At 56.9% G+C, this 15,734-nt stretch carries 13 protein-coding genes; 8 read left to right on the plus strand and 5 right to left on the minus strand.

Features of this window, described 5'->3' with window-relative positions:
• Positions 1–51 precede the first annotated feature (51 nt).
• The 5 genes from EC9_RS01695 (at position 52) to EC9_RS01715 (ending at position 7,276) form a co-directional block, all read left to right on the plus strand.
• Complete coding sequence (locus EC9_RS01695) at positions 52–1,197, plus strand: SGNH/GDSL hydrolase family protein (protein ID WP_145341828.1); 1,146 nt, start codon at positions 52–54, stop codon at positions 1,195–1,197.
• A 131-nt stretch (positions 1,198–1,328) separates the two neighbouring features.
• Positions 1,329–3,080: a potassium/proton antiporter gene (locus tag EC9_RS01700; protein WP_145341830.1), complete on the plus strand. Its 1,752-nt coding sequence runs from the start codon at positions 1,329–1,331 to the stop codon at positions 3,078–3,080.
• 661 nt (positions 3,081–3,741) lie between these two features.
• Positions 3,742–4,740 carry a hypothetical protein gene (locus EC9_RS01705; protein WP_145341832.1) on the plus strand — a complete coding sequence of 333 codons (999 nt, stop codon included), beginning with the start codon at positions 3,742–3,744 and terminating at the stop codon, positions 4,738–4,740.
• 798 nt (positions 4,741–5,538) lie between these two features.
• On the plus strand, positions 5,539–6,204 hold the full coding sequence (locus EC9_RS01710; RefSeq protein ID WP_145341834.1) for an SLATT domain-containing protein: 666 nt from the start codon (positions 5,539–5,541) through the stop codon (positions 6,202–6,204).
• Between the two features lie 100 nt (positions 6,205–6,304).
• Positions 6,305–7,276, plus strand: a complete 972-nt coding sequence (locus EC9_RS01715) for a DUF4268 domain-containing protein (RefSeq protein ID WP_218934519.1) — start codon at positions 6,305–6,307, stop codon at positions 7,274–7,276.
• Between the two features lie 151 nt (positions 7,277–7,427).
• Here the strand turns inward: EC9_RS01715 and EC9_RS01720 are convergent, their stop codons facing one another.
• The gene (locus tag EC9_RS01720) at positions 7,428–8,321 is read right to left on the minus strand and encodes a hypothetical protein (protein ID WP_246105909.1); all 894 of its coding nucleotides are present in this window, start codon (positions 8,319–8,321) and stop codon (positions 7,428–7,430) included.
• 48 nt (positions 8,322–8,369) lie between these two features.
• Complete coding sequence (locus EC9_RS01725; RefSeq protein WP_145341838.1) at positions 8,370–9,767, minus strand: glutamate decarboxylase; 1,398 nt, start codon at positions 9,765–9,767, stop codon at positions 8,370–8,372.
• Between the two features lie 337 nt (positions 9,768–10,104).
• Between EC9_RS01725 and EC9_RS01730 the strand changes: the two genes are divergently transcribed.
• Positions 10,105–10,890, plus strand: a complete 786-nt coding sequence (locus EC9_RS01730; protein ID WP_246105910.1) for a sulfite exporter TauE/SafE family protein — start codon at positions 10,105–10,107, stop codon at positions 10,888–10,890.
• Positions 10,891–11,050: 160 nt separating this feature from the next.
• Positions 11,051–11,836, plus strand: a complete 786-nt coding sequence (locus tag EC9_RS01735) for a 3-keto-disaccharide hydrolase (protein ID WP_145341840.1) — start codon at positions 11,051–11,053, stop codon at positions 11,834–11,836.
• A 6-nt stretch (positions 11,837–11,842) separates the two neighbouring features.
• Here EC9_RS01735 and EC9_RS01740 read toward each other — a convergent pair whose 3' ends face one another.
• The 3 genes from EC9_RS01740 to EC9_RS01750 all read right to left on the minus strand — a co-directional run bounded on the left by EC9_RS01740 (position 11,843) and on the right by EC9_RS01750 (position 14,391).
• Positions 11,843–12,043 (minus strand): DUF5989 family protein, encoded by a 201-nt coding sequence (locus EC9_RS01740; RefSeq protein WP_145341842.1) that lies wholly within the window; start codon positions 12,041–12,043, stop codon positions 11,843–11,845.
• Positions 12,044–12,113: 70 nt separating this feature from the next.
• A complete protein-coding gene (locus EC9_RS01745; RefSeq protein ID WP_145341844.1) occupies positions 12,114–12,524 on the minus strand; it encodes an SxtJ family membrane protein in 411 nt (136 codons plus the stop codon).
• 40 nt (positions 12,525–12,564) lie between these two features.
• Positions 12,565–14,391, minus strand: coding sequence for a carbamoyltransferase family protein (locus tag EC9_RS01750; RefSeq protein WP_145341846.1), 1,827 nt, complete (start codon positions 14,389–14,391; stop codon positions 12,565–12,567).
• Positions 14,392–14,553: 162 nt separating this feature from the next.
• On the opposite strand from EC9_RS01750, the gene EC9_RS01755 reads away from it, so the two are divergent.
• Positions 14,554–15,699 (plus strand): endonuclease domain-containing protein, encoded by a 1,146-nt coding sequence (locus EC9_RS01755; RefSeq protein WP_145341848.1) that lies wholly within the window; start codon positions 14,554–14,556, stop codon positions 15,697–15,699.
• Positions 15,700–15,734 lie beyond the last annotated feature (35 nt).

Below are 15,734 nucleotides of genomic sequence, written 5' to 3' on the forward strand. Positions count from 1 at the left end.
ATGCTGCCAACACTCACGCTCCTGTTTGACTCCCACCTTGAGAACCCTATCATGACATCGTTGTTTCGCAGCTTGCTGGCTGCTTTGATCCTTCTGCCCGCATCCGCTTTGTTTGCTCAACAGGTTGCGATCGATCAGCTCGATCCCGAGATGGCGGTCGCCAAGAAAACTGTCGATGGACTCGACTGGTACGACGTCACGCAGTGGGGTGTCGAGGGGCGGATTCTTCCCGATCAGGAACGCGAGCAGTGGTTCGATCGCTTTCCCGCGTCGGCGAAAGGGGAGGTGACCTCGAATGTCTGGAGCCTCAGCCGCGATAGCGCGGGGATGATGGTCCGCTTCAAAACCGATGCGAGCGAGATTCACGTCCACTACAAACTGAAAAAGTCCCGTCTGGCGATGGCGCACATGCCCGCAACCGGTGTCAGCGGCGTCGATCTCTACGCCCGCGATGAAGCTGGCAACTGGCGATGGGTTCAGGTCACGCGGCCATCGTCGCAGGAGATGAAGGTCAAGATCGTCGGCGATTTGGCAAAGGGGATGCGAGAGTATGCCGCCTATTTGCCGCTGTACAACGGCGTCGAATTCATGAGCATCGGTGTGAAGCCGGGCAGTCACTTCGAAGGTCTCGCACCGCGTCCCAAGCCGATCGTCTTCTATGGAACCAGCATCACCCACGGCGCGTGTGCCAGTCGTCCCGGGATGGTTCATACGGCGATCTTGGGCCGCCGAATGGATATGCCAGTCGTCAACTTGGGCTTCTCCGGCAACGGCCGGATGGACAAAGAGGTTGGCGATTACCTGACGCAAATCGATGCCGCGGCGTTTGTCATCGATTGCTTGCCGAACATGGGGCCTGCGGATGTCACGGCCAAATGTATTCCGCTGATCAAACAGCTCCGCGCCGCCCATCCGTCGACTCCGATCATCCTTGTCGAGGATCGTCGCAACACAAACGATTGGATTCTGCCAGCTCGGCAAGCGCATCACACGAAGAATCATGCCGCGTTAAAAGCAGCTCACGCCAGCTTGGTCGCCGACGGGGTGACCGGCCTGCACTACATCACTGGCGATACTCTGTATGGCGACGACTCCGAAGGAGCGACCGACGGTTCGCACGCTAGCGACCTGGGGTTCATGCGGCAGGCGATGCAGTTCGAACCGATTTTGCGCGGCGCTCTCGGTGAGGGACGCTAGTCCCCGCTTCCGGGTGGAACTCGAGTTTTGAACCTCGAGGGTCGGTGGACGGATATCGCTAAAGTCTGCGATACTCTCAGCACGTCCATCTCTTTTTAGCTGCCGCCGTCCCACCCCGATTCCATCGAATCATGCTGAGCATTGAAACTCTGATCCTGATCATCGGCATCCTGCTGCTGCTGGGCATCGCGTCGAACAAGTTTTCAGCGCGTGCCGGCGTGCCGGTGTTGTTTGTCTTCTTGATCGTCGGCATGTTGGCCGGTTCCGAGGGGATCGGCGGGATCGAGTTCGAAGACTATTCATTAGCCTACGGGATCGGAACGGTTGCGTTGTGTCTGATCCTGTTCGACGGTGGCATCCGAACGCCCTATTCGTCGATCCGATCGGCCTGGAAGCCAGCGGGCGTCTTGGCGACCATCGGCGTCTTTATCACGGCGCTGATCACCGGTGCGGCGGCCGCATGGATTCTGGAGATTTCGATTTGGCAGGGGATGCTGTTGGGCAGCATCGTCGGTTCGACCGATGCTTCCGTCGTCTTCTCCGTTCTCCGCGGCGGCGGCGTTCACATCCGCCCCAAGCTGGCCAATACGCTGGAGGTGGAGAGCGGATCGAACGATCCGATGGCGATCTTCTTGACGGTCGGACTGATTCAAGTGCTCAGCGGCGAAGTTCCCTTTGGCTTTGGATTGGTCACGTTGTTTCTGAACCAGATCGTGCTTGGTTCGGTCGTCGGGATCGGAATTGGTTGGGGCGGAGCGTGGCTGCTCAGCCACGTGCGGCTCGAAGCCGCCGGGCTCTATCCTGTGATGGCATCGGCGCTAGCCCTGTTTTCGTTTGGGCTGGCTGCGGCGTTTGGTGGCAGCGGATTCCTGGCGGTCTATTTGACTGGAATCGTGATCGGCAATCGCCGCCCGGTCTTCTATCGCGGCATCTTGCTGTTCCACGATGCGATCGCCTGGATCTGCCAGATATTAATGTTTACAGCGTTGGGGATCCTTTCTTTCCCGAGTCGGTTGGTCGGAGTGGCGGTTCCCGCGCTGCTGATCTCGGTCGTGTTGATCTTCATCGCGCGGCCGATCGCTGTCTTTCTGTGTGCCTCTCCGTTTAAGTTCACCTTTCGAGAACTGACCTTCCTTTCCTGGGTGGGGCTCAAGGGGGCGATCCCGATCACGTTGGCAACGTTCCCGATGCTCGCGGGGCTGCCGAGTGCATCGTTGATGTTCGACACCATCTTCTTCGTCGTCTTGACGTCGGCATTGGTGCAAGGTTGGACGCTGCCCTACATCGCCCGCTATTTGAAGCTGGAAGTGCCGACCCGTTTGCCGCCGCCGGTCACTCTCGAGATCAGCTCGCTGACAAACGTCGACGGCGACATCGTCGACTATTTTGTCGACGAGTCCTGCCAAGCGACGGGGCGGATGATCAAAGATCTGGCTTTGCCCGAAGGAGTTGTGATCGCGCTGCTGGTTCGCGACGAGCAGATCATTCCCCCGCAAGGACGTTCGGTGCTGCATAGCGACGACCATGTGATCGTCGTCTTGCGGCCGCGCGTTCGCGCTCTGGTCGACCGGATTTTCGCGCGTCGCGAGCAGCTGGAAGATCCGATTCCGGCGGAGTTGGAGTTTCCGCTGCGAGGTTCGATCAAGGTCGGTGAGATCGAACAGTTCTATGGACTTTCAATCGATACCGATAACGATGCGACGCTCGATGAATTGGTGCGGAAGCGTCTGGAGGTTGCCGACGTCAAGGTTGGCGCGACGGTGCAGTGCGAACAGCTCGCGTTCCGTGTCCGCGAGCTATCGTCCGGCGGGACCGTCGAATATGTCGGCATGACGATCCTGCCGCAATCCGATCCGAACAGCGGCGTCGAAGCGGAAACCTAGGCTCCCAATAACGTTTGCAACAACACGGCATACCTGCGCGGAACGGAAAGGATCCCAACTGCCCCTCTCGGAAAAAACTCCGTGCCTTAGCGCCTCCGTGAGAATCCTTTGATTGATCCTTGGTCTGCGGAATTATTGGCAGAATGATGGGGGCAGCATGATAAGGTTGGTGATCGATAACGAAGCGCGAACGTCTCGCTGATATCCACCATCGCTGCGGAGTAATCATCCTGCCCTTAATCATCCTGCCCTTAATCATTCTGCCCCCATCATTCTGCCAATCTGCTGCTGCCAATCTGCTGCTGCCAATCTGCTGCTCGGGAGACCAACTTTCAGTAATGATTGGGGCGCTGCTCGACGCGAATCCCTGACACGCTTTTCGTCGCAGGGAGCCGGCAATGGCCGGAGCTCGCTGCTGGCGGCCTGCAGTTCGTTGTGGCGGTCGCTTGATTTCGCTCCGCCAGGTCCTACGATGGAGCATTCGATCGATCAACACTGTTGCGGAAACGGCTTCCGCCGGTGGGACGACAAGCCGCAGACAACTTGTTGCCTGCGAGTGCATGAAGAGCTGCTATTGGCTAGACTGTTCTGCTGAATCAACGCATTGATTGGGAACACGTTCCATCGACTTCACTGAGCCCCGAACCATCGGATTTACAAAATGAAATTTCAACTTGCGATCACGCTTGGATTGTTTTCTTGCCTTCTTTCTGGAGCCGCCTTCGCTGAAGACGTGAAGGTTGAAACCGTACTCCGCGGATTGCAGAATCCTTCGAGCGTTAGCTTTAGCCCCAGCGGCGAACTGACGGTTTGCGACTCTCGCGGCCTGGTCGTGATGCTGAAGGAAGGCAAGCCCGTCAACTACGTCACCGGGTTCGATACCGAATTTTGGAAGAGCGACGACACCGGAAAGAAGTGGTACGCCGTCGGACCGCTGTCGGCGATTTGGGTCGGTGACACGTTAGTCGTCAGCGATTCGGGCAAAGGGGATGGCGAAGAGACGTTGCTGATGTTCAGCGCTGGCGGCAAAGCCTCGACCGGCGTGGCAACCAATGCCGTTGGTCCAACCAGCGACGACGCTGCCGATAAGGGCGAAGGCAATTTGACCGGCCTGAGTGCGACGGCTGACGGCAAGCAGATCTTTGTCGCTGGACAAGGCTTTGACGGGAAGTCGTGGGTCCTTTCGGCTGATCCGCAAACCAAGAAAATGCAACCGTTGCTGTCGGCTGACGACAACGGTATCGCTACCAATTCGCCGATGCAAACCTTGGTCGGTCCCGATAACACGCTCTACGTCCTTTACTCGGGCAAGGGGGGCGCAGCGGATGGGGTGATCGTTCAGTGGGATCTGGCAACCAAGAAGCCAGTCGCACAGTGGAAGCTTGACGGCGTTATCAATCCAATGGGAATGGCTCATATCGATGGGGCCAAGTTCGCCGTTGTCGAAAACAATTGGGCGCTGAACAGCGTGAACGAAGGCCGCGTCGTGACCGTCGACCTGGGCGCAGAGGGGAAAGCTGAAGTTGCCGAGACCGGTGTGAAGTTGCACGGCCCCGTCGCCTGTGCCTTCGGTCCCGACAACCGTCTGTATGTCACGCAGATCGGCGAGAAGATGGACGCCGCCGAAGGTAGCGTCGTCGCCATCAGCGGCCTGAAGTAAGCCTCTTTAAGTGCTCTTGCAGCAATTCCGGCAAGCGAGCCATACGCCTCGCTTGCCGCCGCTTTTGAATTGCTCCTCCAGCGACGCGGCGGTTTTCTCGGGCCTCCGTGAGAGTTCTTCAGTTCCCACCCACAGCCGTGAAACGGCGGTAGCGTCTAGCTGCGGGCGTGAGCCCGCAGGGCCTGTGGCGTGTTGTTGCGCGCAGCCGCGAAGCGGCGACAGGAATCGAACGCTGTCTGTCGCCGCTTCGCGGCTAATGCGCGCTCTTGAACGCTGCCTGTCCGTGGGCCGACGCCCACGGCTAAATGCTTCCACCGCTTCGCGGCTGAGACAAGATGCTTGCACTAGCTCAAAGTATGGCTGTCCCAGAAGCGTCCGTCCCTGCTTCCCATCCACAGCCGTGGAACGGCGATAGCGTCTAGCTGCGGGCGTGAGCCCGCAGATCCCGTGACATGTTGTTACGCGAAGCCGCGAAGCGGCGACAGCAATCGAACACTGCCGCCGCTTCGCGGCTCCTGCGCGCTCTTGAACGCTGCCTGTCCGTGGGCCGACGCCCACGGCTAAATGCTTCCACCGCTTCGCGGCTGAGACAAGCTGCGCGTCGGCAGCCAACTTGTATGGCATAGTTGGGTCTGCCAGAATGTGTCCGCTGGAGGAGGGGGGGCGTTGGTCAGGAATCTGGTGAGAATAAGACGCCCAGCAGTAAGCACCGGTCTTGCGCACCATTGCGAACAAGTCAAATCCCTCTATTCTCTTCAGGTTGTTCAAGTGAGAAGAACCTTTCCTCGATAGAAACTCATGGAAGACAAGCAACCTAAAGGGAACACGAACGTCACCGAGGCTGTTGTATCGGCGTCCGATGACTCGGTGGAGGAGAAGTACCGACGCCTGTATGAGAAGATGGACAAAACGGCAAGGTCCCGCTTTATCGCGTCCCGGCGTTTTGAGCTTCAGGAGACATTATCGCTCTACACAGTCGTGCTTATGTCATGCGCCGTAATCGGCCTAACCTTGCTCGACGGCCTTGAGATGCTCGCTCCAGAGGCAGCTAAGGCGTCTGCGTTCCTGCAGGTTTTCGCGGCAATCGGCGTTCTTGTCTACTCCGTAATTCTCAGCAAAAGCGATTTCGCTTTACACGCATATCGCCATCATGAGTGCGGAATCGCAATTAACCATCTGAGGAATAGTGTATTTAAGCATATGGTTGACATGCCCAAGGCAGACAAATTCAACAATCTTAGCGACTCCTACAATACAATTCTCGAGCGATTTGAAAATCATCTGAATCTTGATTTTGAAATCATGCTTGTCCGAAGCAAGCACTATCATAAATTTTACGACGTTGGATTCTGTTTCAAATCTTGGGTTTGCGTCAAAGCCTTTCTCGTTTACTGGCACTACTTGTTCTTTATGCTACTCTCCGTTGCTGGACTGGCGTGGATCGGACTCGCATTCGACGGGTAACCATCGCATGCAACGGCGCCGGGCTTGCGCTTTTTATCAATGGAACATCAACCGTCCCGGCCCGTTGATGCGTACCGTTCTACGCCATAGGCACATACTAATGATCGAACTTGGCACACTGGAAAAAGTCGACCCTCGCACTATCTGGAACCACGAAGCGCACGACTTCACACCATGGTTGGCTGACAATCTGGACCGTCTGGGTAGTGCCATCGGGATCGAGCTTGAGCTGCTGGAACGCGAAGCCAACGTTGGCGATTTCTCGCTTGACCTGTTGGCGCGGGATCTTGGGCGCAACGCGAACGTAATAATTGAAAACCAGCTTGCAACAACGGACCACGACCATCTCGGCAAGCTCATCACATACGCTAGCGGCTACGACGCTCAGGTTGTCCTGTGGGTATCAACGGACATACGTGAAGAGCATCGGCAAGCTCTCGACTGGCTGAATCAACGCACTGACTCGACTACTGAGTTCTTTGCCGTCATCGTCGAAGTCATAAAGATTGGGGAGTCCAACCCGGCACTGCAATTTCGTGTTGTCGTTTCGCCGAATGAATGGCGAAAATCGGCACGAATCAAGACAACCGCTGGGACATCTGAAAAGTCTGAGAAGTATCGTACGTATTTCCAAACCCTCATCGATGACCTTCGAGAGACTCACAGATTCACTGGTGCAAAAAAGGCCCAACCGCAAAATTGGTATAGCTTTTCATCGGGCAACAAGAAGTTTGTCTACAGTCATTCATTCGGAGCACGCAACCGAATTCGTGCGGAAGTGTACATCGACACTGGCGACGCCGATGAGAACAAGATGTTCTTTGACTCGCTCCAGAAGGATCGTGAAGCGATTGAATCCCAATTTGGACAGCAACTTGAATGGGAGCGTCTTGACGACAAACGCGCTAGCCGGATTGCAGTCTATCGTAAGGGATCAATTGAGGATTCGTCAGAAGAACTTCAAGCGATTCATGAATGGACCGTACGGCAGTTGTTGAAGCTTAAGGAAGTCTTCGGCCCAAGAGCGTACAGCGAATGCGTGAACCCGAGCGACGAATTCGGCGGAATTTGACATTAACGCGTAGCGTCGACGCCCGGTTGCGATGGCCGTTCTATCAACTTGGATTTGACATCGACTACGATTTGACGCTTGATGAATGGGTGCGTAAGCGGTTGAGGCGAGCGTTACCAACGCGTGAAACGCAACGATAGCGTTGGTCGTTTCACGCGGTGGTCGCGTCAGCGGAGGCATTTTCGCTGGTCGATTGCTCGGCTTCGGGGAGCATTAGTAGGGCTCCGACGAGAAAGCAGATCGCGCCGGCGAGGGTGAAGGCGACTGAGATCGTTGGCCAGTCTTCGGGAGTTGTTGGTAGCGAGATGCCCCAGAAGGCGGAGAGCAGGAAGCTGATGCAGCCGAGTAGGTTGATGGCAACGATCCACCAGGCGATTTCTCGTGGTTGGAACGACCAGTGGGCGTGGCAGGTTTCGATCCAGGCGAGATAGCCCGAAGCGAAGAAGAGGAGCGAGCCAAGGATGTTGGGCGTCCAGATCAGTAGATCCGATTGGAACCAGTTTAATCCTGGGATCATCGCGTCGAAGGTGTTGAAGTTAAAGAGGATCGTCCCGGCAAACTGCAGGGCGCAGCTGAGCCAGCCGACGTCGTGGGGACGCCAGCCGATCAGTTTCCACGATTGGTGCGATGGTCGCCCGGCGTTGGCGGCTTGAAACAACTGCAGCCAAGCGGCAGTGGTGAAGGGGATCGAGCCGGCGAAAAAAATCGTGTTGATGTTGGCTTCGAGTCCCGTTGCTTTAGCCAACGCAGGCACAAGCGTCAGCAAGCTTCCGATGGCGAACAGCGACGCACCGATCGCAAAGATGCAACCGATCCACCAATTGAGACTTTGTGGATTGAAGACCCAAGTCGCCAGCGAGCTTGCCGCGCGGCGGGGGCGAAGCGACTTGCGGTGCTGACGCGACGTCCAGATCGATTCCACTTCGCCGGCCAGCTTGTAGACTCGCCGGGAAACAAAAGGCCACGCACCGCCCGCAGCGATGCAGACGCTGTCGTCTGCAGGGCTGATCGCGTCGCCGCCGTCGTTGATCTGGATACTCGTCACGTGCTGTGTCTACCGATCGAATGTTGTGGGTACGTCAAGCAAAGTCGATCAGTGGTGGAAGCCGGAAGCTTCTTCTGGCGTGATCTGCGACTGGACAGGATGCTTTTTAAAGTAGTCGATCGAGCGTTTGATGTCCTCGATCAAGAGAGCTCCCAGGTCGCGGCTGACACCATGCCGGACCAGGATCCGTTGGATCGCAAGGTCTTGGCGGTTCGCAGGCAATGCGTACGCGGGAACTTGCCAACCGCGACTGCGTAGCCGATCGGCGAGATCATAAAGGCTGAATCCCGGCTCGGCGCCCTCCTTGATCTTCCAGCAGAGTGCCGGGATGCCGGTCTCCATATCGCCGTCGTAGATCACGTCGAAGTATTCCAGCTTTTCCAGCTCGCGTGCAATGAACTTCGCTGTGTCGTAACAGGCGGTGTGGATCTTGCGATAACCCTCTTTGCCCAGTCGCAAGAAGTTGTAGTACTGGCAGACGACCGGACCGCCGGGGCGAGAGAAGTTCAGCGCGATGTCGCGCATGTTGCCGCCCAGGTAGTTGACCCAGAAGATCTCTTCTTGAGGCAGGTCCTGTTCCTCACGCCAGATCACCCAGCCGACGCCCAGCGGCGACAGTCCGAACTTGTGCCCCGAGGTGTTGATCGATTTGACGCGAGGCAGGCGGAAATCCCAGACCAGGTCGGGAGCACAAAACGGAGCCAAGAAGCCGCCGCTGGCCCCATCGACGTGCATCCGAATGTCTAGCCCGGTCTCTTTTTCCAGTTGGTCCAAGGCGTCAGAGACCTGTTGGACGGGTTCGTATTGGCAGGTGAAGGTGACGCCGAGGGTTGGCACGACGCCGATCGTGTTTTCGTCGCAGCGCTTGATCACTTCTTCGGGAGTCATGATCAGGCGATCGTTCTCCATCGGGATCTCACGCAGTTCGACGTCCCAGTAGCGGGCGAACTTGTGCCAGCAGACTTGAACCGGGCCAGTGATCAGATTCGGTTTATCGTAAGGTTTGCCGGCCGCCTTGCGCTTCGCCTCCCAAGCACGCTTCATCGCCATCCCCCCCAGCATCGCCGCTTCGCTGGAACCGGTCGTCGAGCAGCCGATCGTGTTGGCGGCGGTCGGCGAATTCCAAAGGTCGGCAAGCATGTGCACGCAACGCGCTTCGATCTCCGCGGTCTGCGGATATTCATCCTTGTCGATCATGTTCTTGTCCATGCACTCGTCCATCAACTTGTGCACTTCGGGCTCCGCCCAGGTCTGGCAGAAGGTAGCCAGATTCTGCCGCGAGTTGCCGTCGAGCATCAGTTCGTCGTGGACCAACGAATAGACGTGCCGCGGATCGTGCTCTTCGCCCGGGAACTTGTATTTTGGCAGCTGGCCAGCAAGGTCTGTCGATCCGTAAACATCGTCGTCGAGTAGTTCGCGAATCGAATCTTTATCGTGCAGTGGCATTTTATTTCCTTGGAGAACGCTTCGTTCGGCGTGGCGGACAGCGAGATGATTTTGCGTTGTTTGAAATCGACCGAGTCGCAAACGGCTTGCCGTTTGTTCGAGAGGCTGATCGGGACAGACGTGAACCTACCAACTGACGTGGACACTTGCCACCACGATACAATCTGCAAAAGCGTGGTTGATGAGAAGACCGAACGGGAACCGAAGGTGCTGCCAAAGTGGTACCACGTCGGATCACGCATGGTCGCGATTTACCGTTGGTGTCATACTGGGCCGGTGTTTGGTCCGCTGGCGTTGGTTTGTTCTCGCCTGCAATGAAGTTCACAGCCGCCAGGCGATGCGTCGCCTCGAAGGAATCGATCGGGAAATGCAGGAGCTGGCTTGGTACGTCGTTTTGATCGTCGCGGGGTTCATTGCAGGGATCATCAATACGATCGCGGGTGGTGGATCGTTCCTAACGCTCCCGGCGCTGATGCTGTTCGGCCTAGACCCCAAGGTTGCCAACGGGACCAATCGCGTGGCTGTCTTGTTTTCCAGTGCTTCGGCGGTTGCCACGTTCAACAAACACGGGTTCTTGAATCGGCGATTGGCCTTCGAGCTGACGATTCCAACGCTGGCCGGAGTGCCGGCGGGCGGATTACTGGCGGTCTATCTGCCATCGGGTATTTTCGAGGCGATCTTTGGCGTGATCTTCTTGTGCATGGCGGTGTTGATCGCGATGAATCCCAAGCGGTTGATCGAAGCGCGCCAGGCGAGCGACCGGTCGCGATGGGTCACAGCTCCGCTGTTTTTTGCGATCGGCATCTACGTCGGTTTCATCCAAGCGGGGATGGGGATTCTGCTGTTGATGGCGATGAGTCTGTTGAACACCGGCGACCTGTTGGCCTCCAACGCGATTAAAAACCTGATCGGTTTTTTGGTCACTCTGGCTGCCGTCGCCTTGTTTGCTTTCTACGGCTACATCGAATGGCTGCCTGGGTTGACGATGGCCCTGGGGAACGCGATCGGCGGCGTGGTGGGAGCGAAGCTGGCAATCAAAAAGGGGAACCGCTTGATCTTTGTCTTCTTGATCGTCGTCATGACCGCATCGGGCGTGAAGATGATTTGGTCGAGCCTCGCCTGATCTCATGAGAGGCTTGGGCATCTTTCCTGGGGCTGCGGAGCATCCCGTTACGATTGCGTTGCGGAGACCGATTTCACATTGAGAAGCTCCATCGAACAGAGGTTTTGTTTACAATGTCTCGAAAACGATTCGCTTCTAATTTTTGATAGGTCACCGTCGCATGAAAGCTTCTGTCGTCGCGCTTGCTCTCGTTTCGCTGTTTGTTTCAACCGCTGCCACAGCGGACGAAGCGTTCCCCAAGGGGCAATGGGTTTCGCTGTTCAACGGCAAGAATCTCGACGGCTGGACACCCAAGATCAAGGGCTACGATCTGGGCGACAATTACGGCAACACGTTCCGCGTCGAAGATGGCGTCATGAAGGTCGGCTACGAAGCCTACGATTCGTTTGATAAACGTTTCGGGCATCTGTTTTACAAGCAGCCGTTTTCGAACTACCGCTTCCGCGTTGAGTACCGATTTGTCGGCGAGCAATGCAAGGGAGGCGAGGGCTGGGCGCTTCGCAATAGCGGCGTGATGCTGCATGGCGAGTCGCCTGAAGAAATGACCAAGGATCAAGACTTTCCGACCTCGATCGAGGTGCAATTGCTCGGTGGCGATGGCAATCGCCCGCGGACTAACGCCAATCTATGCACTCCCGGAACCAACGTCGTGAAAGATGGCAAGCTGTTTACGCCACACTGCACCAGTTCGTCATCGAAGACCTATCACGGCGACCAATGGGTGACGGTCGAGATCGAAGTTCGTGGGAACGACGTGATCCGCCACTTGATCGATGGCGAGGTGGTTCTGGAATACACCAAGCCGCAGCTGGATGAGCGCGACGCTCACGCCGCCAAGTTGATCGAAAAGGCGGGGACGAAGATGCTGTCCGGTGGATCGATCTCGCTGCAATCCGAGAGCCATCCGATCGAGTTCCGAAAGGTCGAGATCATGCTGTTGGATTGAGGCAGCTCAAAACAGCGTATAGATGAAAGGGGCTGCTGCGGTTCCCGACAGCAGCAACAGTGCACCGAGCAGCAGCAGGGCGACCAGGATCGGGGCGAGCCACCACTTCTTGTTGAACCTCAAGAATTCAACCAGCTCGCTCAGGAACGATTGCTCGTGGGAAGCGTTGGCCATTTCGGCGAATTTGTCGTCGTCTTGATCTTCCATTGTCCATGCTCGGATTGATTGGAGGCTTGCCCGCGACCTGCTGCATCGATGTTGGGGCTTCCCGTTTTGCTCAGTATTGTTTCAGGTATCGCTCGGCTGCGACCTCTGGCTCCGCCGCGATCCAGTGGCTGGGCCGCGTCGATTTCTTGCGCCCCAGCGGATCGTGCTCCGCGATTCGCAGGATCAGCCCCAGCGGCGTGATGATCCCATAATAAATGATCGCTAAGATCATGTGAGAGACCAGCCAGCGGATTGGAAAGACGGCGATCATCCATCCGACAAACAGCGGCTTCAGCATCCGCGGAACCACCGCACCGATCGCGGCGCTGGCGACAGCAGCGGCGGTCATCGCTCCGGCTAGGTTCGTCGAACCAGCGTGCCAACGGAAGCCGGCGGCGATGACGAGGATCAGTCCCAGTAGGAAGCCAAACTGGCGGAGCGTCTTGTCGTCGGGATCGGTGGTGATGTCGGAAGGTTTCATGGATGCTGGGGCATGCGTTGGAATGCGAGCTGATCGCCGATTATTGATCCGAGTTCTCGGATTTGAGCACGATGCAATTTTCTAGAACCAAGACGTCGATCTCGGTCTTCGCAAAGCAGCGGTAGGCGTCTTCGGGAGTGCATACGATCGGTTCCCCGCGAACGTTGAAGCTTGTGTTGACCAGGACCGGACATTGAGTCTGTTGGTAGAAGTCGGTCAGCAGTTGATGCAGTCGCGGGTTGCGGACGCGATCGACCGTTTGCAGTCGCGCCGAATCGTCGACATGGGTGACCGCGGGAACGCGGCTGCGCGGCGGCCCGTTGAGCCTGCGCGATAATGCATCGGGCTCCGTTCCCTGATCGGAGGGAAGGTTAGTTGGATCGTCTTGGGGTGGCGTTCGTTTCGATTTCGCAACGGTGGTGATAAACGACATGTACGGGCTGTCGTGCTGCGGAGCGATGTCGAACCACTCCGAAGCCAGGTCTTGAAGTACGATCGGTGCAAACGGCCGAAAGCTCTCGCGGCGTTTAACTTTGTTGTTCAGGATCGACTGCATTTGTGGAGCACGCGCGTCGGCCAGGATGCTGCGAGCGCCGAGCGCTCGCGGACCAAACTCCATCCGATTGTGAAACCAGCCGACGACCTTCCCTTCAGCCAGCAGTTCCGCCACGCGGCGCGTAAGTTCTCGGTCGTCATCGATTTGCGTGTAGCGAGCCGCTTGTCGATCCAGGAACTGCGAAATCGCGGCGTTGGTGTAACTGGGGCCCAACAGGCTGCCGGCTTGCGAATCTTGGTCCGGTTGGACGGTGCGTTGTTTTTTCAGCAGTTGGTGCCAAGCAAACAGTGCTCCACCGAGTGCGCCTCCCGCATCTCCGGCAGCCGGTTGAATCCAGATGCGCTCAAAGGGTCCTTCTCGCAACAGCCGCCCGTTGGCGACGCAATTCAGCGCGACGCCTCCGGCAAGGACCAGGTTTTTGCAGTCGGATTGTCGATGGATGTGCCTGGCCATCGCCAGCACGATCTCTTCGGTGACCGCTTGGACGCTGGCTGCCATGTCGAAATGTTGCTGCTGGAATTCCGATTCGGGCTGGCGCGGCGCGATCTGGAATAGGTCGCTGAACCGACGATTGGTCATCGTCAGTCCGCGGCAGTATTGGAAGAAACGCATGTCCATCCAAAAGCTGCCGTCGTCGCGGATGTCGATCAAATGCTCGCGGATCTTGTCGGCGTAGATCGGCGATCCGTAGGGTGCCAGTCCCATCAGCTTGTATTCGCCACTGTTGACTGTAAATCCACAGTGATAGGTGAACGCGGAATAGAGCAGCCCCAGCGAGTGCGGGAAATTGATTTGGTGATCGGTTTGGAGTTTGTTTCCGCGGCCGACGCCCCAAGTTGTCGTGGCCCACTGGCCAACGCCATCGAGCGTTAAGAAGGCCGCTTCTTCGAACGGGCTGGGGAAGAAGGCGCTCGCCGCGTGGCTCTGATGATGCCCGGTGAAGATCAGCTTGGCTTTGGGCGCGTCGGCGAGTTCTCGCCGCAGTCTGCGTTTGATGAATAACTTGTCCTTTAACCAGACCGGCATCGCGGCGGCAAAGCTGCGGAAGCCCGCGGGAGCGACCGCCAGATAGGTCTCCAGCAGTCGTTCGAACTTCACAAACGGCTTTTCGTAGAAGACGACGTAGTCGAGATCAGCGCGCGAGAGACCGGCTTGTTCCAGGCAAAAAGCGATCGCATGTTCAGGGAAACTTGCGTCGTGCTTGCACCGCGTAAAACGCTCTTCCTGCGCCGCCGCAACGATCACTCCGTCGACGATAAGTGCCGCCGCACTGTCGTGGTAAAAAGCGGAGATTCCAAGGATCGCGGTCAACTGTTGGGTGCTTTGTATAAACGGAGTCGGGAAATGAGAACGATTATATGGCGTTTGAGATCGCTGCGGTTGCGGTTCAAAATTTGTTGAGAGCACGCTGCTGCTGTGCTAGATTCGCTTGCGATTTAGAGGCGGGGACGATGCACGTAATTGGATTGCCACATGGATGATAGCCGATTGGAATGGTTGCCGGATCTGTCTGCGGGGCTCATGGGGCTGGCGGTCGATGACGTGATGTCGACCTGTGATTCGGTCAGTAAACTGTTGCTTCAACGAAATCCCAATTGCTGCATCGTACGTTATGCGATGCGTTCAGTCCCCGAAAGCTCGCATTGGATGCATGCGTTCACTGAAACGTTTGCTGAAGCGGCATTGCAATATTGGCCAAATTGGTATCGCCAAACATTTTCATTCGATCATGCGGCTGAAGCGGGGCGCGGGCAAGATGCTTCCTTCGACGAGATCGTTGAGGCGATGGTCGCCGGTTGCCGTTCCGAGCTTCATCGCGCTGTCGATCCGCGATGGTTGCGGTTGGCGATCAGATGTGTCGCCAGGAATCAAGTGCCGTTTGTTCCCCAGTTTTCACTGACGCAGCAGTTGCGGCAATTGGCTGCGGCATTGGCGGGATCACCGTTAGTGGTTTTGATTTCTGCCACGTGGAACGAAGCGTGTGATGATCCGCGAATGATGGGATTGGCGGCGGGTTGTGAATGGGTAGCCGATCAAACAGGTGGAGCGGTTTACCTGGTGACCGATCCTGCGATCGCAAGCCAGCGGATGCTGGAGAAGTTGCCGTATGTGCATCGTTCTGGAAGCGAGAATCCGCAATTGCCGTTGTCCGGAGCTGCAGCAACTTCGCCGGAAGCGAATGTCGTTGCGGAGGCAGCAAGGCCGGGGGCGGATCGGCTAGCCGGCAGGCAGAACCCGGTCGAGCGGAAGCTGGTCTTTCCGATCCTTGGCCGCCCTCATCCGGGCAGTCCAGGAGAACAGTTGCTTGCCAGAACGCTTGCCAACGATCCATCACTGGCGGGGATGTTTGAATCCAATGTACGTGTTTTGGCGGTTCGTGATTCTCCGTGTGTGGTGGATTTGCTGTGGCGAGCTGGTAAAGTAGTCGTGGAAGTCGATGGCTTTCGGTTCCATAGCACGGAGGAAGAGTTTCGCAAGGATCGTTCTCGCGACTACGAATTATTGATCAGCGGTTATCTGGTGTTACGGCTGCCGCATGATGAAGTGATCGCCGACCCGTTGTTGGCGATCGAGAAAATTCGTGACGTCGTTAATTTCCGGATTGCTGAAAATCAATAGGTTGAGGTGGCGCGTGATATCGACTGAATTGAGTC

It is taken from the genome of Rosistilla ulvae, from assembly GCF_007741475.1.
GTDB lineage: Bacteria > Planctomycetota > Planctomycetia > Pirellulales > Pirellulaceae > Rosistilla > Rosistilla ulvae.